This is a genomic window from Klebsiella spallanzanii, from assembly GCF_902158555.1.
GTDB lineage: Bacteria > Pseudomonadota > Gammaproteobacteria > Enterobacterales > Enterobacteriaceae > Klebsiella > Klebsiella spallanzanii.
In genome coordinates this window covers 248,710-273,453 of the sequence record NZ_CABGGS010000012.1, presented here as the reverse complement: position 1 = coordinate 273,453, position 24,744 = coordinate 248,710, and the positions used below count along the sequence as shown (strand labels likewise).

The window sequence follows — 24,744 nt, the reverse complement described above, 5'->3', positions numbered from 1 at the left end:
AAAACAGAGGGGGACATGCGAAGCCGTTTTCCCGGAGGCGGCGCTTAACGCGCCTGTCCGGGCTACCGCCCCGCCGTAGCCCCGCTAAGCGTAGCGCGAGCGGGGAAAGGAAGTGATAATTAACGCTGGCTAATTTGGTCGAAGGTACCGCCGTTGGAGAAGTGTTCCTTCTGCGCTTTAGTCCAGCCGCCAAACTCTTCATCGATAGTGAACAGCTTCAGTTTCGGGAACTCGCTGGCATATTTTTTCGCCACTTCAGGGTCACGCGGGCGATAGAAGTTCTTCGCTGCAATCTCCTGACCTTCCGGCGAGTAGAGGTACTTCAGATACGCCTCAGCCACCTGACGGGTGCCTTTTTTATCGACCACTTTGTCCACAACGGACACGGTCGGCTCAGCCAGAATCGATTCGCTCGGGGTCACGATTTCAAATTTATCTTTGCCCAGTTCGTTCGTTGCCAACAGCGCTTCGTTTTCCCAGGCAATCAACACGTCGCCGATCCCACGCTCTACGAAGGTATTGGTCGAGCCACGTGCGCCGGAATCCAGCACTTCGACGTTCTTAAACAGCGCTTTCACGAACTCCTGAGCCTTAGCCTGGTCGCCGTTGTTCTGGTGCAGCGCGTAGCCCCAGGCCGCCAGATAGTTCCAGCGCGCGCCGCCGGAGCTTTTCGGGTTCGGGGTAATCACCGACACGCCCGGTTTAATCAGGTCGTTCCAGTCATGAATCTGCTTCGGGTTGCCCTTACGTACAAGGAACACGATGGTTGAGGTATACGGTGCAGAGTTATCCGGCAGGCGCTTCAGCCAGTTTTTGTCGATTCGGCCACGTTCGGCAATCGCATCAACGTCATAGGCGAGCGCAAGGGTCACCACATCAGCCTCAATACCGTTGATTACCGACGTCGCCTGTTTGCCGGAGCCGCCGTGGGATTGACGAATCACCACGTTGTCGCCGGTTTCTTGCTTCCAGTGCGCGCTAAATGCTTTGTTGTACTGTTCGTACAGCTCGCGCGTCGGATCGTAAGAAACGTTTAATAATTGAATGTCTTTTGCCAGAACGCTGGCGGATGCCAGCAACAGAGTTAACCCTACGCCCCACTTATTCATCGCACCGCTCTCTTTATGTTGTGTTGTGATGAATGAAGCGTGCCAGAAAGCGAACCAATGATTAAAGAATAAAAAAAGATTGGCTATAACTTGTGAGTATATATGGCGAGGGAAATTTGCCCCCTCCCGGACGGGAGAGGGCGAGAAGCATTACACTTCTTCCATGCGGCCCAGCAGCGCCTGCAGACGATCCTGCCAACCCTGCTGTTGTTCTTTCAGCTGACCGTTTTCACGCTCCAGCTCTTCACGACCGTGCTGTGCGCTTTGTACTTCCTGCGCCAGGGTGTTGTTCTTTTCTTTCAGCTCTTCGATTTCCATCTGTAACAGAGTGATGGTATCAATCGCCTGCTGGACTTTAGATTCTAATTTCTCAAACACTTCTAATGACATCGTCATACCTCTCCTGAACTTGCAAGGCGTTGATAGAAACCGTCCGTTTCGTATACGCGTTGACGCCTTAACGAAAATTAGCGCGCTACAGTGGTGATGTAGTCGATTGTATGAAGCCCCGTCGCCCCTGTCCAGCGACAACCCGCGTAGATTGCGGTTTGCAACACTTTTCAGTCTTTACCTGGTCCGTTCGCCGCTTTTACCCGGTACTTTTTCGTAATTGTTAATCAATGCGTTAAAAAAATGAGCGGTGAAACGATCCCGCAAATGACCGAACACGCGTTTATGGCGCGAAAACGCTCATTTTCTTGACACAGTACACACATTTGAATTTCGATATTTCTCGTTTTTGTTCGTTAACGATAAATTAACACTATGCCTACATGGCAGCGTGGTCGCCTGCGACCTTCATACATACAATAATCATCACTACGCTTCAGGATTCGATTATGAGCCAAACATCAACACTAAAAGGCCAGTGCATCGCAGAGTTCCTCGGTACCGGGTTGTTGATCTTTTTCGGCGTTGGGTGCGTCGCTGCGCTTAAGGTCGCGGGGGCCAGCTTCGGGCAATGGGAAATCAGCATCATCTGGGGTCTGGGGGTCGCCATGGCGATTTACCTGACCGCAGGGGTTTCCGGTGCGCACCTTAACCCGGCGGTTACCATTGCACTGTGGCTGTTCGCCTGCTTCGACGGGCGTAAAGTTGTTCCTTTTATCATTTCGCAATTCGCTGGCGCCTTTTGCGCTGCGGCTTTAGTTTACGGGCTTTATTACAATCTTTTCTTCGATTTCGAACATAGCCACAATATGGTGCGCGGTAGCGTCGAAAGTCTCGAGCTGGCAGGCATTTTCTCCACTTACCCGAACCCGCATATCAATTTTGTGCAGGCCTTCGCGGTAGAAATGGTGATTACCGCTATCCTGATGGGCGTGATTCTGGCGCTGACCGATGATGGTAACGGCGTGCCGCGTGGCCCGCTGGCTCCGCTGCTGATTGGTCTACTGATCGCCGTTATCGGCGCATCCATGGGCCCGCTGACCGGCTTCGCCATGAACCCGGCGCGTGATATCGGACCGAAAGCCTTCGCCTGGCTGGCAGGCTGGGGTGATGTCGCCTTCACCGGCGGTAAAGATATTCCTTATTTCCTGGTGCCGCTGTGTGCGCCAATCGTCGGTGCTGCGCTGGGCGCATTCTGCTACCGCAAGCTGATTGGCCGCCACCTGCCTTGCGACACCTGCGTTGTCGAAGAGAAAGAAGCCTCATCCCCCTCTACGACGCAACACAAAGCTTCGCTGTAATCTGACTACGGGACTCATACTATGACCGACAAAAAATATATCGTAGCGCTCGACCAGGGCACCACCAGCTCCCGCGCCGTTGTAATGGATCACGATGCCAATATCGTCAGCGTCTCTCAGCGAGAATTCGAACAAATTTATCCGCGCCCAGGCTGGGTTGAACACGACCCGATGGAAATCTGGGCATCGCAAAGCTCTACGCTGGTCGAAGTGCTGGCGAAAGCCGATATCAGCTCCGATGAAATCGCGGCAATCGGTATCACCAACCAACGCGAAACCGCCATCGTGTGGGAGCGCGAAACCGGTAAGCCGATTTATAACGCGATTGTCTGGCAGTGCCGCCGTACCGCTGAAATCTGCGAGCAGCTCAAGCGCGACGGTATGGAAGAGTACATCCGTAAGGCTACCGGCCTGGTGGTTGACCCCTACTTCTCCGGCACCAAAGTGAAGTGGATCCTTGACCACGTCGAAGGTGCGCGCGAGCGCGCAAAACGCGGCGAGCTGCTGTTCGGCACCGTAGACACCTGGCTTATCTGGAAAATGACCCAGGGACGCGTTCACGTCACCGACTACACCAACGCCTCGCGTACCATGCTGTTCAATATCCATGAGCTGGACTGGGACGACAAAATGCTCGACGCGCTGGATATCCCGCGCGCCATGCTGCCGGAAGTGCGTAAGTCTTCCGAAGTCTACGGCCAGACCAATATCGGTGGTAAAGGCGGCACGCGTATTCCCATCGCCGGTATCGCGGGCGATCAGCAGGCCGCGCTGTTCGGCCAGCTATGCGTTAAAGAGGGGATGGCGAAAAATACCTACGGTACCGGCTGCTTTATGCTAATGAATACCGGCGAAAATGCGGTGGCTTCAACGCACGGCCTGCTAACGACCATCGCCTGCGGCCCGCGCGGTGAAGTGAACTATGCGCTGGAAGGCGCGGTGTTTATGGCGGGTGCCTCCATCCAGTGGCTGCGCGATGAAATGAAGCTGATTAGCGACGCGTTCGATTCCGAATATTTCGCCACCAAAGTGAAAGATACCAACGGCGTGTACGTGGTTCCGGCATTTACCGGCCTCGGCGCACCGTACTGGGACCCGTACGCCCGCGGCGCGATTTTCGGCCTGACCCGCGGCGTGAACTCTAACCATATTATTCGCGCCACCCTGGAATCTATCGCTTATCAGACCCGCGACGTGCTGGAAGCGATGCAGGCTGACTCGGGAATTCGTCTGCACGCTCTGCGCGTCGACGGCGGCGCGGTGGCCAACAACTTCCTGATGCAGTTCCAGTCAGACATTCTCGGCACCCGCGTGGAGCGCCCGGAAGTACGCGAAGTCACCGCGTTAGGCGCAGCCTATCTGGCAGGTCTGGCCGTCGGTTTCTGGCAGAATCTGGATGAGCTGCAGGAGAAAGCGGTTATCGAACGCGAATTCCGTCCGGGGATTGAAACCACCGAGCGTAACTATCGTTACAGCGGCTGGAAGAAAGCGGTAAAACGCGCGTTAGCGTGGGAAGAACACGACGAGGGGTAAGATTGTAGAGTATTCCCGGCTTGCGGCGTAAACGCCTTAGCCGGGCTACAAAACCCCAAACGGCACGATCTTGTAGCCCGGACAGGTGCGCAGCACCGCCTCCGGGTTTTTTATCAGCCAAACATCGGCAACAGCAGATACAGCTTAATCACCAGCGCATTAACGATATCGATAAAGAACGCGCCCACCATCGGCACCACCAGAAACGCCATGTGCGATGGGCCAAAACGGTCGGTAATCGCCTGCATATTGGCAATCGCCGTCGGCGTTGCGCCGAGGCCAAAACCGCAGTGACCGGCGGCCAGCACCGCAGCATCGTAGTTTTTCCCCATCATTCGATAGGTCACAAAAACCGCATACAGCGCCATTGCCACCGTTTGCACCGCCAGAATGGCGATCATCGGCAGCGCCAGCGACGCCAGCTCCCACAGCTTCAGGCTCATCAGGGCCATCGCCAGGAACAGCGACAGGCTGACGTTACCCAATACCGACACCGCGCGATCGAACACACGATACAGCCCCAACGCCGACAAACCGTTGCTGAGGATCACGCCGATAAACAGCACGCAAACGAAGGTCGGCAGCTCGAACACGGTGCCCACCAGTAGTTGCGCAACGATCTTTCCTACTGTCAAACAGATGGCGATCAGCGCGATACTCTCAATCAGCACCAGCGAAGTAATCATGCGCCCCATTTCTGGCTTTTCAAAAGCGGTCGGCGCAACCTGATCGTCCGGCGTGCCGTCCGGTGAAGAAGAGTGCTTAATCAGGTAGCGCGCCACCGGTCCGCCAATCAGGCCGCCAAGCACCAGGCCAAAAGTTGCGCAAGCCATCGCCACTTCGGTGGCGTTGGCAAAGCCATAGCGCTCGACAAACACTTTACTCCACGCCGCCCCGGTTCCATGACCGCCGGAAAGCGTAATCGAACCCGCCAGCAGCCCCATCAGCGGGTCGAGGCCCAGCAGCTTCGCCATGCCGATGCCGAGGGCGTTTTGCAGCAGTAGCAGTCCCACGACAACGATCAGGAACGTCCCCACTACCTTCCCCCCAGCCCGTAAACTGGCGAGATTGGCATTCAGGCCGATGGTGGCAAAAAACGCCAGCATCAGCGGATCTTTCAGGCTCATATCGAAATCAATTTCGATATCCATGCTCTTCTTAAGCACCAGCAGCGCCAGCGCAACCAGTAGCCCGCCCGCCACGGGCTCAGGAATGGTGTATGTCTTCAGGGAAGGGACGGTTTGAACGAGTTTTCTACCCAGTAGCAACACTAATGTTGCGGCAACGAGCGTCGATAAGGTATCGAGATGAAACATAAAAAAGAGCTCCTTATAGGCGCATGATCCATTCACACGCGACGAAATTCCCGGTGTCGATTGCTTCTCATCATGAGTAATCGGGAAGGGATTTTAAGCAGAAGTGTGGAAAAAAGGACAGGAAAAGATATTTTGTAGGGATATTGATGCGATCAAACATACAAAATGTTAATAATTATTCATTACCTATTCCCTGTATAAATATTTATCGCTAAAGAGTGGCAATCGTTTGCTTTTGGTCTACAGTCCGATAAAATTCTCGCTTTGCCACCTTTGGGATTGTTGTGATGTCCGTTAACACCGCAGAGTCAGAAAATGCGCAACCGATTGCGCATACGCAAACCAGCGAATTAATTTACCGCCTTGAAGACCGCCCGCCGCTACCGCAAACCCTGTTCGCCGCTTTCCAGCACCTGCTGGCGATGTTTGTCGCGGTCATCACCCCGGCGCTGTTAATTTGCCAGGCTCTGGGCCTCCCGGCTCAGGACACGCAGCACATCATCAGCATGTCCCTGTTCGCCTCCGGTGTCGCCTCCATCATTCAAATCAAAGCCTGGGGCCCGGTTGGCTCCGGCCTGCTCTCGATTCAGGGCACCAGCTTTAACTTTGTCGCGCCGCTGATTATGGGCGGTACCGCGCTGAAAACCGGCGGAGCCGACGTCCCGACGATGATGGCCGCGCTGTTCGGTACCCTGATGCTGGCCAGCTGCACAGAAATGGTTCTCTCTCGCGTTCTGCACCTCGCCCGCCGCATCATTACCCCGCTGGTATCCGGCGTGGTGGTGATGATTATCGGTCTGTCGCTGATTCAGGTTGGCCTGACCTCCATCGGCGGGGGCTATGCGGCAATGGCCGACAATACCTTTGGCGCGCCGAAAAACCTGCTGCTGGCGGGTATCGTACTGGCGCTGATTATTATCCTTAACCGCCAGCGTAACCCGTATCTGCGTATCGCTTCGCTGGTTATCGCCATGGCGGCCGGTTACCTGGCGGCATGGTTCCTTGACATGCTGCCGACCAATACCGCGCCAACGGAAAGCAGCCTGATTATGGTCCCTACGCCGCTTTACTATGGGCTGGGTATCGACTGGAACCTGCTGCTGCCGCTAATGCTGGTCTTTATGATTACCTCACTGGAAACCATCGGCGATATCACCGCCACCTCTGACGTCTCCGAGCAGCCGGTTTCCGGCCCGCTATATATGAAGCGTCTGAAGGGCGGCGTGCTGGCTAACGGCCTGAACTCCTTTGTCTCAGCGGTGTTCAATACCTTCCCGAACTCCTGCTTTGGCCAGAATAACGGCGTGATTCAGTTAACCGGCGTCGCCAGCCGCTACGTCGGCTTTGTGGTGGCGCTGATGCTGATCGTGCTCGGCCTGTTCCCGGCGGTAAGCGGCTTCGTGCAGCATATTCCTGAACCTGTGCTCGGCGGCGCAACGCTGGTCATGTTCGGCACCATTGCCGCCTCCGGTGTGCGCATCGTTTCCCGTGAGCCGCTGAACCGCCGCGCGATCCTGATTATCGCCCTGTCGTTGGCCGTCGGCCTTGGCGTTTCCCAGCAGCCGCTGATCCTGCAGTTCGCCCCGGACTGGTTGAAGAACCTGCTCTCCTCCGGCATCGCTGCTGGTGGTATCACGGCGATTGTACTGAATCTGATTTTCCCGCCAGAGAAAAACTGATCCTGCTGACGCTCCGGCCGCGCGATGCTGGCCGGGGCGCAAGTATCATCAACCTCACATCATCTCATTACACAATTCCTGTCTTGAGGATTGCGCATAATTCGGGCATAACAGCCTTATGTGCCTCGCTCAGGACTGAAGACCATGAAATTTCTCGGAAAGCTGATTCTCTGGCTGCTGATTACCCTGCTGGTGGTGATTATTGCCGCTTACTTCCTGCTGCAAACCCAATGGGGCGCGCGTCAGGCCAGCGCCTGGCTAAGCGATGGTACCGGCTGGAAGGTCTCTTTCAACAAAATGGACCACAATTTCTCCTCGCCAATGCACCTGCAGCTGCAAAATGTCACCCTCGGTCGCGATGGTAAACCCGCCACGCTGGTAGCGCAGACGGTGGATATCGGTTTTAGCAGCCGCCAGTTTAGCGACCCGCTGCATGCTGACGAAATTGTCCTCAGCGACGGCACGTTGAATTTCTCTCCTTCCTCAGCGGCGCTGCCGTTTGCCGCTGACCGCCTACAGTTGCGCAATATGGCGTTCAATAGCCCGGAGAGCGACTGGGATCTCAGCGCGCAGCGCGTTACCGGCGGCGTCAGCCCGTGGGCACCGGAAACGGGCAACGTTCTCGGTAAGAAAACGCAGATTCAGATGAGCGCCGGCTCGATGACGCTCAACGGTATTGAAGCCAGCAACGTACTGATTCAGGGAAATATTGATAACGGAGAAGTGACGCTCTCAACCATCGGGGCTGATGTTGCCCGCGGCACGCTCACCGGCACGGCGAAACGCAGCGCCGACGGTGGCTGGCAGGTCGATAATTTACGCCTCAACGAAATCCGCCTGCAAAGCGATAAATCACTCGCCGACTTTTTTGCGCCGCTGACCACCCTGCCTTCGCTACAGATTGGCCGTCTTGATATGACCGACGCCAGCCTGCAGGGGCCTGACTGGGCGGTCGCCAGCCTCGACCTTAATCTGCGCAATCTCACTCTGAGCCACGGCGACTGGCAAAGCCAGGATGGCACTTTATCAATGAATGCCAACGAGTTTATTTACGGCTCACTGCATTTCCTTGACCCTATTCTCAACGCCGGTTTCTCACCGCAGGGCATCGCGCTGCGCCAGTTCACCTCGCGCTGGGAGGGCGGCATGGTGCGGACTTCCGGCAACTGGCTGCGCGCCGGTCACGCCCTGGTGCTGGATGACGCCGCGTTCGCCGGTCTGGAATATACGCTGCCGACCAACTGGAAGCAGCTGTGGATGGAGCAACTGCCCGAATGGCTACAAAGCCTGACGCTGAAAAAATTCAGCGCCAGCCGCAACCTGGTGATTGATGTTGAACCGGAATTCCCGTGGCAGATCACCGCCCTCGACGGCTACGGCGGCGAACTGCAGCTGGTGAAGGACCGCAGCTGGGGTATATGGAACGGCAGCGCGACGCTCAACGCCGCTGCCGCAACGTTTAACCGTATTGACGTTCGTCGCCCATCGCTGAAGCTGAGCGCCAACGCCTCAACGGTGAATGTTAACGAGCTTAGCGCCTTTACCGAACGCGGGATCCTGCAAGCCACAGCGGCGGTATCGCAACTTCCGCAGCGCCTGGTCAATCTGAGCCTGAACGGTCGCGGCGTGCCGCTGAATATTTTGCAGGCGTGGGGTTGGCCTGCGCTGCCGGTTTCCGGCGATGGTAACGTGCAGTTGACCGCCACCGGAAGCGTGCTGGCGGATGCGCCGCTGAAGCCGACCGTCAACGGTCAACTCAGCGCAATTAATATGGAGAAGCAGCAGGTTGCGCAGGTGATGCGCAACGGCGAGGTCACCAGTACCCAGGCTCCTTCTGCTCCGGTAATTTCTACACCCTAGTTTCCCCTCACCCATCCCTCTCCCCGGCGGGGAGAGGGAACCGCCCTCTGCGCTCTTTATTTTTTAAGCACCTTTTTTATACCCGCACCGATCGGCCCCCTCTCCCTTCGAGGGAGAGGAATGGGTGAGGGTAATATTCCTACATATGAAACCTGTTGCCATTTTGCGGCTATTTGTACCTATTTCCCGCAACCTGTTCCTTTCAAATAGCGGACTTGCTATAACAAAAATACTGGAAGTCAAAAAAATAATTAAAGTCCCTGAACCTACAAAAATAAAGGAACAACCATGTCTGTAATACGCCAACGTATTATGGAGAATATGCAAAAATTCTCCAGGGCAATGATCGGCGCAGTATTGTTCTTGCCGGTCATCGGCCTAATTCTGGCACTCAGTTCTGTCTTAACCAACCCGACATTAATTTCGGAGACCAGCTTTTTACACCAGCTCGGGCAGCTTCTTGGTGACACCTTCTGGCCATTATTTGGCAACCTCGGTTTATTATTTTGCGTTGGTATCAGTTACGGCCTGGCGAAAGATAAAAAAACTGAAGTGGCGCTGGTTGCGGTTATGTGCTTTATCATGTTTCTCGGTGCCAACCATTCCTGGCTGGAGCACACCAACGGCCTCGCAGAAAAAATTAACGGCGAATATTACGGTACCGGGCAAACCCAGCTGTTGGGCTTTGTGGTGGTCGATATGGGGGTCTTTCTCGGGATTATTCTCGGCTGCACCATCGCCTGGGTACATAACAAAGTGTCGACCATCGAACTGCCCGGCGCGCTCTCTATGTACGGTGGCGCGAAGTTAACGCTGGTGGCGATGACGCCGGTCGTCATTTTCTACGCCATCGCCTTTACCTGGATCTGGCCGTTTATGACTCACGGCATCGCGGCGCTGACAGGATTTATGAAGAACGCTGGCGTAGCCGGGGTCTTCGTCTACGGCTTCTTTGAAAAATTCCTTATTCCTACCGGCCTGCACCACTTCGTCTGGTCGCCGTTCCAGCTCACGCAAATCGGCGGCACGCTGAACGTTGACGGTCAGGTGGTGTCTGGCACCCAGGCAATTTTTCTCGCCTATATGCGTCACCCGGATCTGACTCCAGTGATGAACGAGGCTTTGCGCTTCTCACAGCAAGGGATGACCACCATCTTCGGTCTTGCCGGTGCCTCACTGGCGTTCTACCACACGGCGAAGCCGGAGAAAAAAATGATGGCCAAAGCGATTCTGCTGCCTGCCATTATCACTTCCATGCTCACCGGTATTACCGAGCCGATTGAATTTACCTTCCTGTTTGTTTCGCCGCTGCTGTGGGTTATCCACGCCACCCTGACCGCGGCCTCGCAGGCCATTTGCGATATCTTCACCGTTCGGCCCTGGGGCGCATCCGGGCTGATTGAGTTCCTGATTTACAACCTGCCGCTGCCGGTATCCCTGACGCGCTGGCCCGGCTACGTACTCATCGGTATCGGTCAGTTTGCGGTCTATTACGTTATCTTCCGTACTCTGGTCGTTAAGCTGAATCTCAAGACGCCGGGTCGTGAAGACGATGAAAATGTGAAGTTATATAGCAAGGCGGATTATCGTAAAAAAATGGGTGAACCGCAGTCGGTAACCAATGAAATTATCAATGGCTTAGGCGGTAAAGAGAACATTATTTCCGTCGACAACTGTTTCACCCGCCTGCGCGTTGCTATCCACAATATGGATTTAGTTGACGATGCGATATTAAAAAGCACCGGCGCAAATGGCGTAGTACGAAATCGTAATGAAGTTCAGGTTATTTACGGCGTCAAAGTGGGACAAGTTCGTTCCCGGGTTGATAGCTGGCTAGCAGAAAATTAATTGGGAGTTTTTATGAAATTAACCGTATTAGGCGGGGGCGGCGTTCGCTCTGCATTCCTGGCGAAATCTCTGGCATATAACGCGCACCGCATTGGTTTAACGGAAGTGGTATTTCTCGACAGCTCCGCTGAAAACCTGGCAATATTCGGCGAAATTGCTCACTATGTATTTAATACTATTCGCCCGGATATTCACTTTAGCGTGACCAGCGACCCGGTGCCGGCACTAAAAAATAGCCACTATGTGATAACCACCTTGCGCGTAGGCGGCGATGAGAGCCGGATCCGCGATGAGCGGATCGCTCTTGAGCACAATACGTTGGGCCAGGAGACCACTGGTGCAGGCGGGTTCGCCATGGCGATGCGCTCCATTCCGGCGATTCTCAATTACTGCCGCCTGATTGAAGAGCACGCAGCCAAAGACGCCATTCTGTTTAACTTCACCAACCCGTCAGGGCTGGTTACCGAAGCGATTATCAAATCCGGCTTTAAGCGCCGGGTGTACGGCATCTGCGACGCCCCATCGGAGCTTATTCGCGAGCTACCGGAGATCCTCGGCTGCGACGAGAACGACCTCGGCGTCGAGTGCTATGGGCTGAACCACTTCTCCTGGTTTACCCATTTCACCGTGCGCGGCGAAGATGTCACCGAGCGGCTGATCGCCAGCCCGGATTTATACCGCAAAACGGCGATGCAGTACTTTTCGCCGGAGCTGGTCCAGCTGTGTGATAAGCAGTTGCTTAATGAATATCTCTATTATTACTACTATCGTGAAGTGGCGTTAAAAGCGATTCAGAACGCGCCGGAAACCCGTGGCGAGCAGATTGCCCGCATCAATCACGATATGCGCGAAGAGCTGCGAACCATCGACGTAAAAGCCAACCAGGAAGCGGCGTTTACCATCTGGATGAAGCACTATTTACGCCGGGAAAACAGCTACATGCAGAACGAGTCGCAGCAGGAGAAATTCCACACCCGCGAACCGTTGACCTTAAAACAGTTTATCGAAGAGCCGGATACCGGCGGCTACGCGGGCGTGGCGCTGGATATTCTGGAGGCGGTCAACAGCACCACCACCAAGCGCATCGTGGTGTCGATGCCCAACAACGGTACTCTGAATTTCCTGCGCGCGGACGATGTGATTGAGATCAGCTGCGATCTGAGCAAAGACGGCCTGAAGCCGGTGACGCCGAAACATGTGCCAACGGCGCAGAAAAACATGATCGCCAACGTGAAAGAGTATGAACGTCTGGCGGTGGCGGCTATTTTGCAACGGGATAAATCGCTGGCGGTACGGGCGCTAATGGCACATCCGCTGGTTGGCTCTTATTCGCTGGCAAAAACGCTGGTTGAAGCTTATCTCGACGATAAGCAGTTCGCCGACTGGCAATAAACGCCCGGCTAAATTCCCCGGATGGCGGCTACAAGCTCACAGCTGTCTGCGGGCCGGTAGCCCGGACAGGCGCGTCAAGCGCCGCCTCCGGGGATACCCGTCCGCATAAACCATATCTTCAGCAGCCGCTCAAAACCGAGTATGCAATAACCGAAAAACGGGTTACTCCAGTAAATATCGTCATCGAACTTCTGCGGGTCGTGAATAATAAACGCCGTATCCGCCGCCTGCGCCAGCGGGCTTTGATAATCGCCGGTAAAGCAGACCAGATTAATCTCCTTCCCTTCCAGCGCCTTCACCCAGTTCAGCGCCGAACTGCTGCGCCCGGATTTGGAAATAATCCAGATCGAATCAAATTTGGCGGCATTCTTCTGCTCGAGGATTTCATAATCCGGCCACAACGCCAGGCTGGCATTCACCCCGATCACCAAAAACTTATTATAAATATACTGGGCGATCAGCTGCGAAAAGCCGCTGCCATGAATCAAAATGCGGTGATGTTGCAGGCTTTCCAGCAACGGGGTTATCCCCTCCACCGGCTGAATGCTCATATAATCGATGTCGTTGGTGACATCGAGTTTGGGCATGGTGATATTGAATTTAATAAAGTAGACCAGCTCCAGCCAGCCGCTGAATTTCAGTTTCTTCGCCAGCCTCACCAGCGAGGAGGGATTGCTATAACAGTGTTCCGCGACGGCGCGGATCCCCTCGCGCACGCATTGCTCAGGATCGTTCTGAATAAAGCGCAGCACGGTCATTTCGGTTTTGCTTAGCTTAACGTCACGAAAGATGTTTTCTAAATCCATTCATGGCTCCTCTCAGCGGCAAACTACGCTATCACCTGGCGGCGATGGTGTCTGTGGGATGAATCACCAGAATGAAATGAACGTTACTTTTTTAGCCAAAATGGAATAAAAAAACCCTCTCCGTAAACGAAGAGGGGTTAGTTCGTAGCCCGGTCAGCGCAGCGCCACCGGGAGGATAACCTGAGCCTGCATTACGCCTGTATTCCCGGAGGCGGCGCTTGACGCGCCTCGTCCGGGCTACCGGCCCGCAGACGACTGTGATTACAGGCTAATCGTCAGCGCACTGCCCTGCGCGGTCACCACTACGCCCAGCTCGCTACCCGCCTGAGCGCCGCCCTGCACGCCCGCAACCTGCGGGATATTGCGCAGACACAGCGTCCAGCCGCTGGCGTCGCCTTCACCGCTAACGGTAATGGTGTTGCCCTGGCGTTTCGCCTTCAGGGTGAAGACCACCGAACCGTCCGCTGCCGGAACCTGGCAGACGGCTTCGCGGCCATCGTCGAGGTTGAACAGCTGGAAAGCGGTGCCTTCGTTCCACGCGTAGTCCGGCTTCTGGTCGTTGTTGCCCAGCGCCAGCAGGGTGTTGTCGCGCACGTAAACCGGCAGGCTCAGCACATCGTGATTCTGCTTATGCCAGCGGCTGCCCTGCGCTTCGTCGTTGTGCCACAGGTGTGTCCAGCGGCCTTCCGGCAAGTAGAACTGCACATCACCCGCTTCGCTAAACACCGGTGCGACCAGCACAGAATCACCCAGCATGTACTGACGATCCAGGTAGTCACAGGCCGGGTCGTGCGGGAACTCCAGCATCATTGAACGCAGCATCGGCGTACCGAACTCGCTGGCCAGGGCTGCCTGGCGATACAGATACGGCATCATGCGGCATTTCAGCTGCGTGAAGTGACGCACTACGTCGCAGGACTCGTCATCGTAAGCCCACGGCACACGATAGGATTTGCTGCCGTGCAGACGGCTGTGGCTCGACAGCAGGCCAAAGGCGCACCAGCGTTTGTAGACGTGGGCAGGCGCGGTGTTTTCGAAGCCGCCGATATCGTGGCTCCAGAAACCAAAGCCGGACATCCCGATGGACAGGCCGCCGCGCAGGCTTTCCGCCATGGATTCGTAGTTGGCGTAGCAGTCGCCGCCCCAGTGCACCGGGAACTGTTGCGCACCCACCGAGGCGGAACGGGCGAACAGCACCGCTTCTTTCTCGCCAACGGTCTCTTTCAGCACGTTCCACACCAGCTCGTTATAGATGAAGGCGTAGTGGTTGTGCATTTTCTGCGGGTCGGAGCCATCAAACCACTGCACGTCGGTCGGAATACGCTCGCCGAAGTCGGTCTTGAAGCAGTCAACGCCCATCTCCACCAGGCCTTTCAGCTTGTTGGCATACCACTCGCAGGCTTCCGGATTGGTGAAATCATAAATCGCCAGACCCGGCTGCCATTTGTCCCACTGCCACAGCGAACCGTCCGGACGTTTCAGCAGGTAGCCTTTCTCGTGCAGCTCTTTAAACACCGGCGAACGCTGGCCGATATACGGGTTGATCCACACGCAGACTTTCAGACCTTTATCTTTCAGACGCTTAATCATACCTTCCGGGTCAGGGAACGTGACCGGATCCCACTCAAAATCGCACCACTGGAAGGCTTTCATCCAGAAGCAGTCGAAGTGGAACACGTGCAGCGGCAGATCGCGCTCCGCCATACCATCAATAAAGCTGTTAACCGTCGCTTCGTCGTAGTTGGTGGTGAACGAGGTGGTCAGCCACAGACCGAAAGACCAGGCCGGCGGCAACGCCGGACGTCCGGTGAACTGGGTATAGCGATTCAGCACCTCTTTCGGGGTCGGGCCGTCGATCACGAAGTACTCCAGATGCTCGCCTTCAACGCTGAACTGCACCTTAGAGACTTTCTCGGAGCCGATTTCGAAAGAGACGCGCTCAGGATGATTAACCAGCACGCCGTAACCGCGGTTAGTCAGATAGAACGGAATGTTTTTATACGACTGTTCGGTGCTGGTGCCGCCATCTTCGTTCCAGGTTTCTACCGTCTGGCCGTTACGCACCAACGCGGTAAAGCGCTCGCCGAGGCCGTAGACGGTGTCGCCGACGCCGAGATCAAGACGCTCGAACATGTAGTTGCGATTGGTTTTAGTATCCTGCACATAGCCGTCGTTTTTCAGTTGGCTGCCGGTAATACGTACGCCGTCGCGCAGGAAATCCAGCGACCAGAAGTCACCTTTGGTGACGCGGGCGGTCAGGTTACCGCTCTTCAGCTCGGCAAACTCATCGCCGTTCTGAATTTCAACGTTTACATCTTTCAGCACGTTCAACGGGTAATGCGGGCCATTGTTCAGCGCGCCCTGGAAGTGCTCCATGCGTACGCCGATCACCCCTTCCTGCGGGGAGAAGAAGCGCACGGTAAAGAGCGGAACGTCCAGTTGAGCGGCGCGCTCACGGACTTCGCGAGACGCAACGTAGACCACCATCTCGTTACCTTGCTGCTCAACCTCATAGACCTGTACGGGTTGGATCAGATTGAGCCCTGGTTGAATAAGCCAGTTTCCATCACTGATTTTCATGAATAGCTTCCTCTTAGTTTTGCAATTCTTTGCCTGTCGGCGCTGAAGTGAAGTCGTGTTCGTTGCGGCGCGCACCCTGAGCCAGTTCCGCCATCATCTTTTTCAGGAACGGCGTTTTCAGGGTGTAGTAGCGTTTAGCGATAACCGCGCTCAGCAGGTAACAAACCGCCGGAGCGAGGGTGAACAATGAGATAATGATGGTGATGGTAGCGCTGTTCTGGGTTTTGGCTGCGGCATCGTATCCACCGCCTGCCAGCATCCAGCCAATCATCGCGCCGCCCAGCGCCAGGCCCAGCTTGAGCACGAACAGAGTGCCCGCGAAGCTGATGCCGGTCAGGCGTTTGCCGTTACACCATTCGCCGTAGTCGACGGTGTCGGACATCATCACCCACTGAATCGGCGTGACTAACTGATGCAGTACGCCAATCACGAAGATAAAGGCGAACATGGTGATTTCAGCGTCCATCGGCACGAAGAACATCGCCACGCTCAGTACCGCCAGGATGGCGTTGGTCCACCAGAAGACGCTGACTTTGCATTTCCAGTCGGTGAGCGGCTTCGCCAGCGCCGAGCCGATCAGGTTGCCGACGCAGTAGGTGGTGAGGAACGCGGTAAACAGCGCAGCGGACCCCATGATCCAGGTGGTGTAATACATCATCGCGCCACCGCGAACGCAGACCGCGAGAATGTTCAGGATGGTCAGCAGGCCAACCACGCGCCACTGATCGTTGCGCCAGATATCGCGCAGATCTTCACGCATCGAGGTGGAGCTCGGCGGCGCTTCGACGCGTTCTTTGGTGGTGAAGAAGCAGAAGGCAAGCATCAGGAAAGCAATCACCGAGAGCACTGCGATGCCGCCCTGGAAGCCAAACGCCTTGTCTTCGCCGCCGATAAAGTTCACCAGCGGCATCATCAGGACGGTCGAGAGCATGCCGCCTGCCGTCGCCAGCACAAAGCGCCAGGACTGCAGGGAGATGCGCTGCGTCGGGTTGTCGGTAATGACGCCGCCCAGCGCGCAGTACGGGATATTGACCACGGTATAAAGCAGGGTCAGCAGGGTGTAGGTGACCGCAGCGTAAATCAGCTTGCCGTTATGGCTCAGGTCCGGCGAGCTGTAGGCCAGCACGCAGACGAGGCCGAACGGGATCGCGCCAAACAGTATCCACGGGCGGAATTTCCCCCAGCGGCTGCGGGTGCGGTCGGCCAGCAATCCCATGCACGGGTCGGATATCGCATCCAGCGCGCGGGCCAGCAGGAACATGGTGCCGACATAGCCGGCAGGAATACCAAAAATATCGGTATAGAAAAACATCATATACAACATGACGTTATCGAAAATGATATGACTGGCGGCATCGCCCATACCGTAACCAATCTTCTCTTTGACGGACAAAATATGATCTTTCATAACAACACACTCATCTCTCAGCGCTACCGCTTGTTGGTACCGGTTACAGAATTTGTAAACTATCCGCGCGGTAAGATGAATTGCGATATCTCATAATCAAATTACGTTTCTTGTTTTATGTGATCTCGGTAGCCTGTAAGAGTGTGTAAAAGTGTAAGCCACGGATTTTGCAAGGATTTGTTTAAGAAGGTTCTGTAAAGTCCAGTTTTAACAGTAAAAAAGTGCGTTGGGGTATGTGGTTAATGCAGGAAAGTAGCTATAATGCGCCCCGCCTCCATGTAGCAATCGAGGCGCGGAAGATCGTCATCTCCGGTGAGGTGGCTGGACTTCAAATCCAGTTGGGGCCGCCAGCGGTCCCGGGCAGGTTCAACTCCTGTGATCTTCCGCCAGTTCAGTCATTTCTAGCCATCTGAACTTATCCAGAAAATCAGCCCTTCGGTTCAATTCCTTTAGCTTTTAGCGCGCTTCTTGCCAACTCTTTAAGCCAGCTTGCGAGACTCACCCCTTCTTCTGCAGCCACAGCATCAAGCTGTTCCTTTAATGCCGGATCAATGCGCATTTTGAACTGCGGTGACTGACCGCCGCCCTTTGGTTTTTTTTCGCGCGATATGATTGACATGAGGCCACCTATCCATTTAAGCTCAACATATAAGAGGCCACCTAAAAGCCTCTTGTACTAACAACACTCTGGTGTGCTCGAACACACCAGAGCGTCTAACCACACCAACTATCAAGGAGTTGATTATGGCTGATTCGCATTCTACCCCAGACATTGCCGTTTCCGGAACCGAGCGTCACCTGATTGTGGGATATCGCCCGCAAGGTCGGGATACCAGTACACCAAGTCTCACCCTTTCCGGCAAGTGGTTACGCGCAGCCGGGTTCGATACCGGAAAGCACTTCACGGTTAAGGTAATGGATGGTTGCATTGTTCTGCTGCCGCAGAGCGATAAGGAAGAGATGCTTAGAGCGGAATTACTGCAAATTCATCAATCCTTTAAAAGCGTAAACAGCACACTTGAACTTGCCTGATTCAGTGCAAGACATTAACAAGCACTAACCTGTTTTTTCCTGAAGCTGCACCTGGTCAAAACTCAACTATCCGGGAATTCCGGATAGTTCGTCAGGAAGAAAAATACCCAGATTCCAGAGAGATCGCTCGCCACACGATATCCAGTTCCATCAATAGTCAGCTCAGACGCTTCAGGAATACCAGACCAAAGGTTTCTTGGCGAACGGCTGAAACCCGGCTGATAGCGCTACATTTATCATGCCTACAGTATGGCACTACTATTTAAAATGATTACGACTCGTAGGCCGGACAAGGCGCTCGCGCCGCAATCCGGCGAAACTAGTTTAAAACTCACCTGACAGTTGAGTTGTTCGGTTATCCCGATCAACTCAAACTTTTAGATATTTAAATGGCGTACTGATAAGGGGCTAATTCCTTTACTGTCATCGGTAGCCCCTGCTTTAGCAGCATTTCAAGAAACTCATCGACCGTCATAGGTGGACGTTTTAGGGACTGACGCTGCCGCCTGACGGCCTCAAGCGTCAAAGCATGATTGAGATCGAAAAGATCGGAAATGAACGCATCAGGGTGAAGCGTTTCTATTTCAAACGGACGCAGTACTTCTGGCGGGAAGTCCTTATGGTTAAGCGTTACGATAATTTCAGCTTTCGCTCTTATCGCTGCTGCAAGAACATGCCTGTCGTTGGGGTCTGGCAGATCCAGATCGTTAATCAATCCCTTATACCCTGTCACATTGGCGTCAGGTAAAGCGGAATTCATCATGTTGACCGTATTTTGAAGCGCCTCTGGCAGAATTTCCGGCCGATTAGCGATCAAGTTTCTGCGCCATTCATCCTGAATACAGCGACTCCATTTTGGTTGATACAGCCCGGCAATACCCAAGTGCATCAGCAAGTCCCTGAGTCGCGCCGGATATAACACACAGGCATCTAAAATCACCGGATAAGGTGAATGTCGCATTAATACATCCCTAAGTCCTGCGCCTGATCGGCCAACGATTGCATCGCGTCCAGGCTCTCCTGTTCCCTGCGTTTCTTATACTCCATAAGATCGGCAAACAACACTCTGCGATGACGCCCCGTTTTATGAAATGGGAGCTTCCTCGCTTCAAGCAGCTTAACCATGTGCGGGCGGGAAACATTAAGTATATTTGCCGCCTCTTGGGTAGTGAGTTCCGCATGTACGGGAACGATCTGTACCGCATTCCCGCTAGCCAGTTCTCCCAGAATATCCATCAGCAAAGTCAGCGCGCTTGTTGGTAACTCAATTGTATGGGGCTTGTCATCCTCGCCAACAATGGCAATACGCTGCGTTTCTAGCCGGGTTGAAAGATATGCCGCAAGTTCGCGCTGTCCGCGCTGCGCAAGTTCGCTTTCCTGGCGATCGGGAAGGTTGAGATTAGTAAGTGTGGTCATGTAATTGCCTCCTTTGAGTCATGCTGGTGAGCATATTCGAAATATTCGAAATATTCAATATTCGAAATAAACGAAAATAGCCTTATAAAAACCAGCTCACAGTCCTGGGCTCCCATCCCCTCGTCAGTGCTGCATATATCCCTTACATTGATTGATCGACAAATCAGCAGCACCTCCTATCGCGCCTGCTGATTTTCACGTTTCGAATATAACTGTTATCACCATTGCCCGCCCGGCGGTGGAAAGCAACTGAACTACCTGACGCCAATTGTCCTCTCAGATCGACTTCAGACACGCTTCCCCGACCGCCCCACGCAGGCTGGGGCAGTATTGTCCTCTGTGATAACGGTGCTGAACGCCACCAGGATAATAAAGAAAGCGACAAATTCAGCGCTGATCAACAATACGTCCGTTAAGCCATAAGCGAACATCGACAGCATAATAAAAAGCAGCAGCAGATTATTACGCCGCACGGCAAGCAACGCGCCGCCGATATAAAACCCCAAAATCAGCGCCAGCCCAATCACGCCCTGTAGCGAAAAGGTATCGATTATCTCGTTATGCAGATGGACGTTAATGTACATCATCGCGGTTTTATTCTCCGGATGATCCTGCACATAATCGGCGCTCAAACGTTCACGGCTCTCCATCGACTGCCCCAACGGTTTATGAACGCCGTTATAAATACCTACCGTCCACATCGAGAAGCGCGCGCCCAGTGACGTATCATCATTACCGGTCTGGTAAGTCGAGATTTCATGCACCGTCTGGATAATTTTCGGTTTGATATGAGCGTTGAAGTTGATGCCCACAATACAGAGAACCACCACCGCCACGCCCAGCATCGGCTTGAGCTGAATCTTTTTGAAATTAAACAGCGTGAGCAGGAAGATTAGCACCGGATACAGCCCCATCGCCGCTCGCGTACCGGTGAAGATAATATTCAGGTACGAGATAAGCATCACCGCAACAGCCAGCATATAAGCCTGTCTTTTGCGCAGTTGAAATAACGCATAGATAAATGCCAATGACAGCGTTGAATAGATATAGGCGGCAACCGTAGGCCGATTAATCGCCATCTCAACCCGTGAAATACCCTGCCACTCCTGGATAAAGCCATATACGGTTGCCAGCAGCAGGCTAATACCCGTAACGATAAGGAAAATTTTCCTTAGGGCGTTGCGGTGAAGATGATGTTTAAAGCTATCCAGATACAGCACCAGGATGCTGCCGAGCAGCAGCTTTTTACCACCGAGAAAGTGATCGTTATAGTGGTTGATATGACCGTGCTTCACCTCGTAAAAGAGAAACCACAGCATCTCCATTGCCCCAACGATCAGCGGTAGAAGGGCGACCTTCAGGCGTATATTTCCGAGATTTTTCCGCTCAAGAAATAGTCCCAGCACGCTGGCATATATCGCCAGATAAAAAAATACACGCTGCTGGGCAGAGTCCAGCAACAGGAATAATAGCGATATCGCTGCCAGTATTATCGTTAACGCGTAGGTATTGCGACTTATATTTTCCATAATGCCTGAATTGCCTTTTTCTTATAACTTAATCGAACATCGCCAGACATAAAGAATCCCGGAGAGAACGACGTTTTTATTTTCTCTTCAACAATGCGGGTTTGCTCGTTGGTCAGGAACCGGGCATGTTTCAGATAAATATCCAGCCAGTGACAGCAAACCAGCCATTGAAATGAAGAGGGAAATACCTTCTCCATCTTTTTTGTACAGCTAATCAGATGGCGGACTTTAGTTTTATCCAGCACGCTGGAGAGACTATTTTCGCGTTTAATGTAGTGATAATGCCCCTCTTTCTGGAACCAGATATTCTGCGACCGTACCAGAAAAGAGGGAAAAACGGCAAAATCCTCATAGCAGGTCATGGCAGGAATCGGCGCGCAGAGATAAATATCCTTGCGAATAAACTGACCGATTAAATGCGCCTGGAAATCTTTATGGATCAGAAAGCGGCGAATAGCCTCGTGCTGTGGCAGCTTAATCGGCGAAAAACCGGCCCAGTCGTTATTGATGACGCTAAAGTTACGGGTTTCAATCAGGTGCGTCAGCAGCAAATCAGGCCTCTGCTGTTTAAGAAACATCACCGCATCGCGCAAGCTTCGCGGCTTGAGCAGATCGTCATCGTCCACCATGGTGATATATTCACCGCGGGCCATCTGTACCGCAAGGTTTCTGACCTTGCCGACATTGTTCAGTTGAACTTCTTTTAGTCGAATCCAAGAAAATGTCCCGGCGTAACGCTCAATAATCTGCTGCGTCTTGTCACAAGAGCTGTCATTAAGCACAATGACTTCAACATCCTTTTCAAAATCAATGGCCTTTTTCACACTTTCCAGCGTCTCAGCAAGCGTTAGCTCACAATTATGCGCTGTAATAATAATGCTCAAAAAGGGCATAGGGGGAACTCCCGTCGAATAGCCTGTTTTATGATTTTGTGAGGGAAGCGGCGAAATATAGCTTAGAAATAAGCGGGCAATTCTATTCCTACTACCTATGATTCAGAGCTAAAAGGAGTAACAAAGCGTAAAGAGAAGGCCAAAAGAACTTCATTCATTAACAACAAAAGATAAAAACAAAAATATACAACAACATAATAAGAAAATTCATTCGCACCATGAATTAATAAATAAAGAACAATCAATATACGCTATAACTAACACCATAAAAGAGCGTGTTTTAATATCGATATAAACTCATAATGCTGAGATTACTGTGCAATAAAACAGGCTCGCAGCACCTTCAGATCAACAGATCTTGCGTATTTTCTTATATATCAGAATGATAATTATTTCTTTTTACCACTCATAAAACGCTTTGCTAAAAGACACAATTAGTTACTTATTACGGGTCCGTCGCGTTTAAAAAACCGTCCGTACTATATTAATAACTCGCGAATTCCGCCTTCACCTGCGGTTTCCTCTTTAACCCTTTGAGCTTTCCCCCTCCCATCCCGCGTCAACCAGGCTACGCTTAACGCTACCGCGCAAAAAACGTTCTCCCCCTCCCTATTGTTCAACTCCATTATGTAGAAGAGGTTTTGCTATGCAGATCAACGCTATTGGTACGAACTCCGCCAGCCAGCCGCTGCGCGCTATGGCCATCACCCGCCGCGAACCTGGGCCGGACGATGTGCAGATCGCCATTGATTATTGCGGCGTCTGCCACTCCGATTTACACCAGGCGCGATCCGAATGGGCCGGAACGCTCTACCCCTGCGTGCCGGGCCATGAAATCGTTGGCCGGGTGACCGCAGTAGGCAACCAGGTCGCAGGCTTTATCGTGGGCGATCTGGTGGGCGTCGGCTGTATGGTCGATAGCTGTAAAGCGTGCGAGGAGTGTCAGGACGGTCTGGAAAACTACTGCGATCACATGGTGCTCACCTACAACGGCCCAACGCAGGATGCCCCCGGCCACACCCTCGGGGGCTATTCCCAGCAAATCGTCGTCCATCAGCGCTACGTGCTGCGCGTGCGCCATCCTAAAGAGCAGCTGGCCGCCGTCGCATCGCTGCTGTGCGCGGGTATCACCACTTACTCGCCGCTGCGCCACTGGAACGTCGGACCGGGCAAAAAAGTGGGCGTTGTCGGGATCGGTGGGCTGGGACATATGGGGATCAAGTTGGCCCACGCCATGGGCGCCCACGTGGTGGCATTCACCACCTCAGAATCCAAGCGTGACGCGGCGCGAGAGCTGGGTGCGGATGAGGTCGTAGTGTCGCGCAACGAGGACGAGATGGCGGCGCACGTGAAAAGCTTCGACTTTATTCTCAACACCGTGGCGGCACCGCACAATCTCGATGCCTTTACCACGCTGCTCAAACGCGACGGCACGCTAACCTTAGTGGGCGCGCCAGCCACGCCGCATCCGTCGTCGGAAGTGTTTAACCTGATCTTCCGCCGCCGGTCGATTGCCGGATCGATGATCGGCGGCATTCCTGAAACCCAGGAGATGCTCGATTTTTGCGCCGAGCACGGTATCGTCGCCGATATTGAGCTAATTCGCGGCGATCAGATTAACGAAGCCTGGGAGAGAATGGTCAAAGGCGACGTGAAATACCGCTTCGTTATCGACAGCGCTACTCTCGGCGGCTAAGCGCCACGGCGAAAGGTACGCCGCCACTCCGCCGGACTGACGCCAAAGCGCGATTTAAACTGCTGGCGATAAGTCACGGCGGAGAGATAGCCCACTTCCCCAGCCACCTGTTCAATCGGTAAATCCCCGGCTTCCAGCAGAAGCTGGCTGCGTCGCAGGCGTTCGGCGGAAAGCCAGTCGGCAAGACTCATACCGGTCGCTTTGGCGAAATGGCGGGTCAGGGTGCGGCGGCTCATTGCCGCCACCTGCGCCAGCGAATCAAGATTATGTGGTTCGCGGATATGCTGCTGGAGATACTCAAGCAGGCCGTTAATCCGTGCATCACGGGTGTTTTCCGGTACCGGCTGGGCGATAAACTGCGCCTGCCCGCCTTCACGGTGCAGCGGGACAATCATCCGCCTGGCAATCTGATTGGCGACAAGGCTGCCGAAACGCTGGCGGATGATATACAGGCAGCAGTCAAGCGCCACCGCGGTGCCCGCCGAGGTAATAATGCGCTGGTCATCGACGTACAGCGCATTGATATCCAGCTGCACCTGCGGAAACAGGCGCTGAAAATCCTGTTCGAACTCCCAATGAGTTGCCGCGCGTTTACCGTCTAACAGCCCGGCGTAGCCCAGCACAAATGCCCCGAGGCACAGGCCGACGATTTCCGCACCGTTATTACGCGCCCGCACGAGGCTATCGAGCAGCGACTGCATAGGTCGTTGGTTCACCGCGCCCCAGTAAGGCACCACCACAATATCCGCCTGTTCAAGGGTCGCGAAGTCGCCGCTGGCATTCAGCGCAAAGCCGTCGCGCGCGGTTAATAGCCCCGGTCGTTCGGCGCAAATATGCAGGTTAAAGCGTTTGGTTTCCGAGACCGTATCGCCAAACAGCATACAGGGCACCGAGTAGTGAAACGGGCTAAACCCGTCCACCGCCACAATCGCCACTTCCGTGAGTTTCATCGCCCG

Annotated in this window: 20 protein-coding genes and 1 tRNA gene; 9 read left to right on the top strand and 12 right to left on the bottom strand. The window is 54.0% G+C overall.

Features of this window, described 5'->3' with window-relative positions:
- Nucleotides 1–119: 119 nt before the first annotated feature.
- Together FN082_RS12460 and zapB are read right to left on the bottom strand one after the other, a co-directional pair.
- Nucleotides 120–1,109, bottom strand: coding sequence for a sulfate ABC transporter substrate-binding protein (locus FN082_RS12460; RefSeq protein ID WP_142981647.1), 990 nt, complete (start codon nt 1,107–1,109; stop codon nt 120–122).
- Between the two features lie 150 nt (nt 1,110–1,259).
- Nucleotides 1,260–1,505 (bottom strand): septal ring assembly protein ZapB, encoded by a 246-nt coding sequence (zapB, locus tag FN082_RS12455; protein ID WP_110276935.1) that lies wholly within the window; start codon nt 1,503–1,505, stop codon nt 1,260–1,262.
- A 443-nt stretch (nt 1,506–1,948) separates the two neighbouring features.
- Between zapB and FN082_RS12450 the strand changes: the two genes are divergently transcribed.
- Both FN082_RS12450 and glpK read left to right on the top strand, forming a co-directional pair.
- Entirely contained in the window at nt 1,949–2,800 is an 852-nt protein-coding gene (locus tag FN082_RS12450; protein WP_139538398.1) for an MIP/aquaporin family protein, read from the top strand.
- Nucleotides 2,801–2,821: 21 nt separating this feature from the next.
- Nucleotides 2,822–4,333 (top strand): glycerol kinase GlpK, encoded by a 1,512-nt coding sequence (gene glpK / locus FN082_RS12445; RefSeq protein ID WP_139538399.1) that lies wholly within the window; start codon nt 2,822–2,824, stop codon nt 4,331–4,333.
- A 113-nt stretch (nt 4,334–4,446) separates the two neighbouring features.
- Here the strand turns inward: glpK and gltS are convergent, their stop codons facing one another.
- On the bottom strand, nt 4,447–5,649 hold the full coding sequence (gene gltS / locus FN082_RS12440; protein WP_142464165.1) for a sodium/glutamate symporter: 1,203 nt from the start codon (nt 5,647–5,649) through the stop codon (nt 4,447–4,449).
- A 287-nt stretch (nt 5,650–5,936) separates the two neighbouring features.
- Between gltS and xanP the strand changes: the two genes are divergently transcribed.
- The 4 genes from xanP (at nt 5,937) to FN082_RS12420 (ending at nt 12,428) form a co-directional block, all read left to right on the top strand.
- Nucleotides 5,937–7,328 carry a xanthine/proton symporter XanP gene (xanP, locus tag FN082_RS12435; protein ID WP_139538401.1) on the top strand — a complete coding sequence of 464 codons (1,392 nt, stop codon included), beginning with the start codon at nt 5,937–5,939 and terminating at the stop codon, nt 7,326–7,328.
- Between the two features lie 144 nt (nt 7,329–7,472).
- Entirely contained in the window at nt 7,473–9,188 is a 1,716-nt protein-coding gene (locus tag FN082_RS12430; protein ID WP_142981646.1) for an AsmA family protein, read from the top strand.
- A 288-nt stretch (nt 9,189–9,476) separates the two neighbouring features.
- Nucleotides 9,477–11,036, top strand: coding sequence for a PTS transporter subunit EIIC (locus FN082_RS12425; RefSeq protein WP_142981645.1), 1,560 nt, complete (start codon nt 9,477–9,479; stop codon nt 11,034–11,036).
- A 12-nt stretch (nt 11,037–11,048) separates the two neighbouring features.
- Nucleotides 11,049–12,428: a family 4 glycosyl hydrolase gene (locus FN082_RS12420; RefSeq protein ID WP_142981644.1), complete on the top strand. Its 1,380-nt coding sequence runs from the start codon at nt 11,049–11,051 to the stop codon at nt 12,426–12,428.
- A 74-nt stretch (nt 12,429–12,502) separates the two neighbouring features.
- Here the strand turns inward: FN082_RS12420 and FN082_RS12415 are convergent, their stop codons facing one another.
- From FN082_RS12415 to FN082_RS12405, 3 genes are all read right to left on the bottom strand, one after another.
- Nucleotides 12,503–13,234, bottom strand: a complete 732-nt coding sequence (locus tag FN082_RS12415; RefSeq protein WP_142981643.1) for a MurR/RpiR family transcriptional regulator — start codon at nt 13,232–13,234, stop codon at nt 12,503–12,505.
- Nucleotides 13,235–13,495: 261 nt separating this feature from the next.
- Nucleotides 13,496–15,814 carry an alpha-xylosidase gene (yicI, locus tag FN082_RS12410; protein ID WP_142981642.1) on the bottom strand — a complete coding sequence of 773 codons (2,319 nt, stop codon included), beginning with the start codon at nt 15,812–15,814 and terminating at the stop codon, nt 13,496–13,498.
- Nucleotides 15,815–15,827: 13 nt separating this feature from the next.
- Entirely contained in the window at nt 15,828–17,222 is a 1,395-nt protein-coding gene (locus tag FN082_RS12405; RefSeq protein ID WP_139538407.1) for a glycoside-pentoside-hexuronide family transporter, read from the bottom strand.
- A 294-nt stretch (nt 17,223–17,516) separates the two neighbouring features.
- On the opposite strand from FN082_RS12405, the gene FN082_RS12400 reads away from it, so the two are divergent.
- Nucleotides 17,517–17,611, top strand: a tRNA-Sec gene (locus FN082_RS12400).
- A gap of 38 nt (nt 17,612–17,649) precedes the next feature.
- Here FN082_RS12400 and FN082_RS12395 read toward each other — a convergent pair.
- On the bottom strand, nt 17,650–17,841 hold the full coding sequence (locus tag FN082_RS12395) for a toxin-antitoxin system HicB family antitoxin (RefSeq protein WP_142464181.1): 192 nt from the start codon (nt 17,839–17,841) through the stop codon (nt 17,650–17,652).
- Nucleotides 17,842–17,966: 125 nt separating this feature from the next.
- Between FN082_RS12395 and FN082_RS12390 the strand changes: the two genes are divergently transcribed.
- The gene (locus FN082_RS12390) at nt 17,967–18,254 is read left to right on the top strand and encodes a SymE family type I addiction module toxin (protein WP_142981641.1); all 288 of its coding nucleotides are present in this window, start codon (nt 17,967–17,969) and stop codon (nt 18,252–18,254) included.
- 385 nt (nt 18,255–18,639) lie between these two features.
- On the opposite strand, the gene FN082_RS12385 is transcribed toward FN082_RS12390, so the two are convergent.
- From FN082_RS12385 to FN082_RS12370, 4 genes are all read right to left on the bottom strand, one after another.
- Nucleotides 18,640–19,215, bottom strand: coding sequence for a PIN domain-containing protein (locus tag FN082_RS12385; protein ID WP_142981640.1), 576 nt, complete (start codon nt 19,213–19,215; stop codon nt 18,640–18,642).
- Nucleotides 19,215–19,670, bottom strand: a complete 456-nt coding sequence (locus FN082_RS12380) for a helix-turn-helix domain-containing protein (protein WP_142464184.1) — start codon at nt 19,668–19,670, stop codon at nt 19,215–19,217. Before FN082_RS12380 ends, FN082_RS12385 begins: the two co-directional genes overlap by 1 nt.
- 287 nt (nt 19,671–19,957) lie before the next feature.
- Entirely contained in the window at nt 19,958–21,199 is a 1,242-nt protein-coding gene (locus FN082_RS12375; RefSeq protein WP_142981639.1) for an O-antigen ligase family protein, read from the bottom strand.
- The gene (locus FN082_RS12370) at nt 21,187–22,092 is read right to left on the bottom strand and encodes a glycosyltransferase family 2 protein (RefSeq protein ID WP_142981638.1); all 906 of its coding nucleotides are present in this window, start codon (nt 22,090–22,092) and stop codon (nt 21,187–21,189) included. The genes FN082_RS12375 and FN082_RS12370 overlap by 13 nt, the downstream gene beginning before the upstream one ends.
- Nucleotides 22,093–22,738: 646 nt before the next feature.
- Between FN082_RS12370 and FN082_RS12365 the strand changes: the two genes are divergently transcribed.
- Complete coding sequence (locus FN082_RS12365; RefSeq protein ID WP_142981637.1) at nt 22,739–23,788, top strand: NAD(P)-dependent alcohol dehydrogenase; 1,050 nt, start codon at nt 22,739–22,741, stop codon at nt 23,786–23,788.
- Here FN082_RS12365 and FN082_RS12360 read toward each other — a convergent pair.
- A complete protein-coding gene (locus FN082_RS12360; protein ID WP_142981636.1) occupies nt 23,785–24,738 on the bottom strand; it encodes a GlxA family transcriptional regulator in 954 nt (317 codons plus the stop codon). The two genes, FN082_RS12365 and FN082_RS12360, sit on opposite strands and share 4 nt — an antisense overlap.
- Nucleotides 24,739–24,744 lie beyond the last annotated feature (6 nt).

Coding starts and splice junctions, on each gene's coding strand:
- FN082_RS12460 (WP_142981647.1), bottom strand. CDS start 1,109: ATGAATAAGTGGGGCGTAGGGTTAACTCTGTTGCTGGCATCCGCCAGC.
- zapB (WP_110276935.1), bottom strand. CDS start 1,505: ATGACGATGTCATTAGAAGTGTTTGAGAAATTAGAATCTAAAGTCCAG.
- FN082_RS12450 (WP_139538398.1), top strand. CDS start 1,949: ATGAGCCAAACATCAACACTAAAAGGCCAGTGCATCGCAGAGTTCCTC.
- glpK (WP_139538399.1), top strand. CDS start 2,822: ATGACCGACAAAAAATATATCGTAGCGCTCGACCAGGGCACCACCAGC.
- gltS (WP_142464165.1), bottom strand. CDS start 5,649: ATGTTTCATCTCGATACCTTATCGACGCTCGTTGCCGCAACATTAGTG.
- xanP (WP_139538401.1), top strand. CDS start 5,937: ATGTCCGTTAACACCGCAGAGTCAGAAAATGCGCAACCGATTGCGCAT.
- FN082_RS12430 (WP_142981646.1), top strand. CDS start 7,473: ATGAAATTTCTCGGAAAGCTGATTCTCTGGCTGCTGATTACCCTGCTG.
- FN082_RS12425 (WP_142981645.1), top strand. CDS start 9,477: ATGTCTGTAATACGCCAACGTATTATGGAGAATATGCAAAAATTCTCC.
- FN082_RS12420 (WP_142981644.1), top strand. CDS start 11,049: ATGAAATTAACCGTATTAGGCGGGGGCGGCGTTCGCTCTGCATTCCTG.
- FN082_RS12415 (WP_142981643.1), bottom strand. CDS start 13,234: ATGGATTTAGAAAACATCTTTCGTGACGTTAAGCTAAGCAAAACCGAA.
- yicI (WP_142981642.1), bottom strand. CDS start 15,814: ATGAAAATCAGTGATGGAAACTGGCTTATTCAACCAGGGCTCAATCTG.
- FN082_RS12405 (WP_139538407.1), bottom strand. CDS start 17,222: ATGAAAGATCATATTTTGTCCGTCAAAGAGAAGATTGGTTACGGTATG.
- FN082_RS12395 (WP_142464181.1), bottom strand. CDS start 17,841: ATGTCAATCATATCGCGCGAAAAAAAACCAAAGGGCGGCGGTCAGTCA.
- FN082_RS12390 (WP_142981641.1), top strand. CDS start 17,967: ATGGCTGATTCGCATTCTACCCCAGACATTGCCGTTTCCGGAACCGAG.
- FN082_RS12385 (WP_142981640.1), bottom strand. CDS start 19,215: ATGCGACATTCACCTTATCCGGTGATTTTAGATGCCTGTGTGTTATAT.
- FN082_RS12380 (WP_142464184.1), bottom strand. CDS start 19,670: ATGACCACACTTACTAATCTCAACCTTCCCGATCGCCAGGAAAGCGAA.
- FN082_RS12375 (WP_142981639.1), bottom strand. CDS start 21,199: ATGGAAAATATAAGTCGCAATACCTACGCGTTAACGATAATACTGGCA.
- FN082_RS12370 (WP_142981638.1), bottom strand. CDS start 22,092: ATGCCCTTTTTGAGCATTATTATTACAGCGCATAATTGTGAGCTAACG.
- FN082_RS12365 (WP_142981637.1), top strand. CDS start 22,739: ATGCAGATCAACGCTATTGGTACGAACTCCGCCAGCCAGCCGCTGCGC.
- FN082_RS12360 (WP_142981636.1), bottom strand. CDS start 24,738: ATGAAACTCACGGAAGTGGCGATTGTGGCGGTGGACGGGTTTAGCCCG.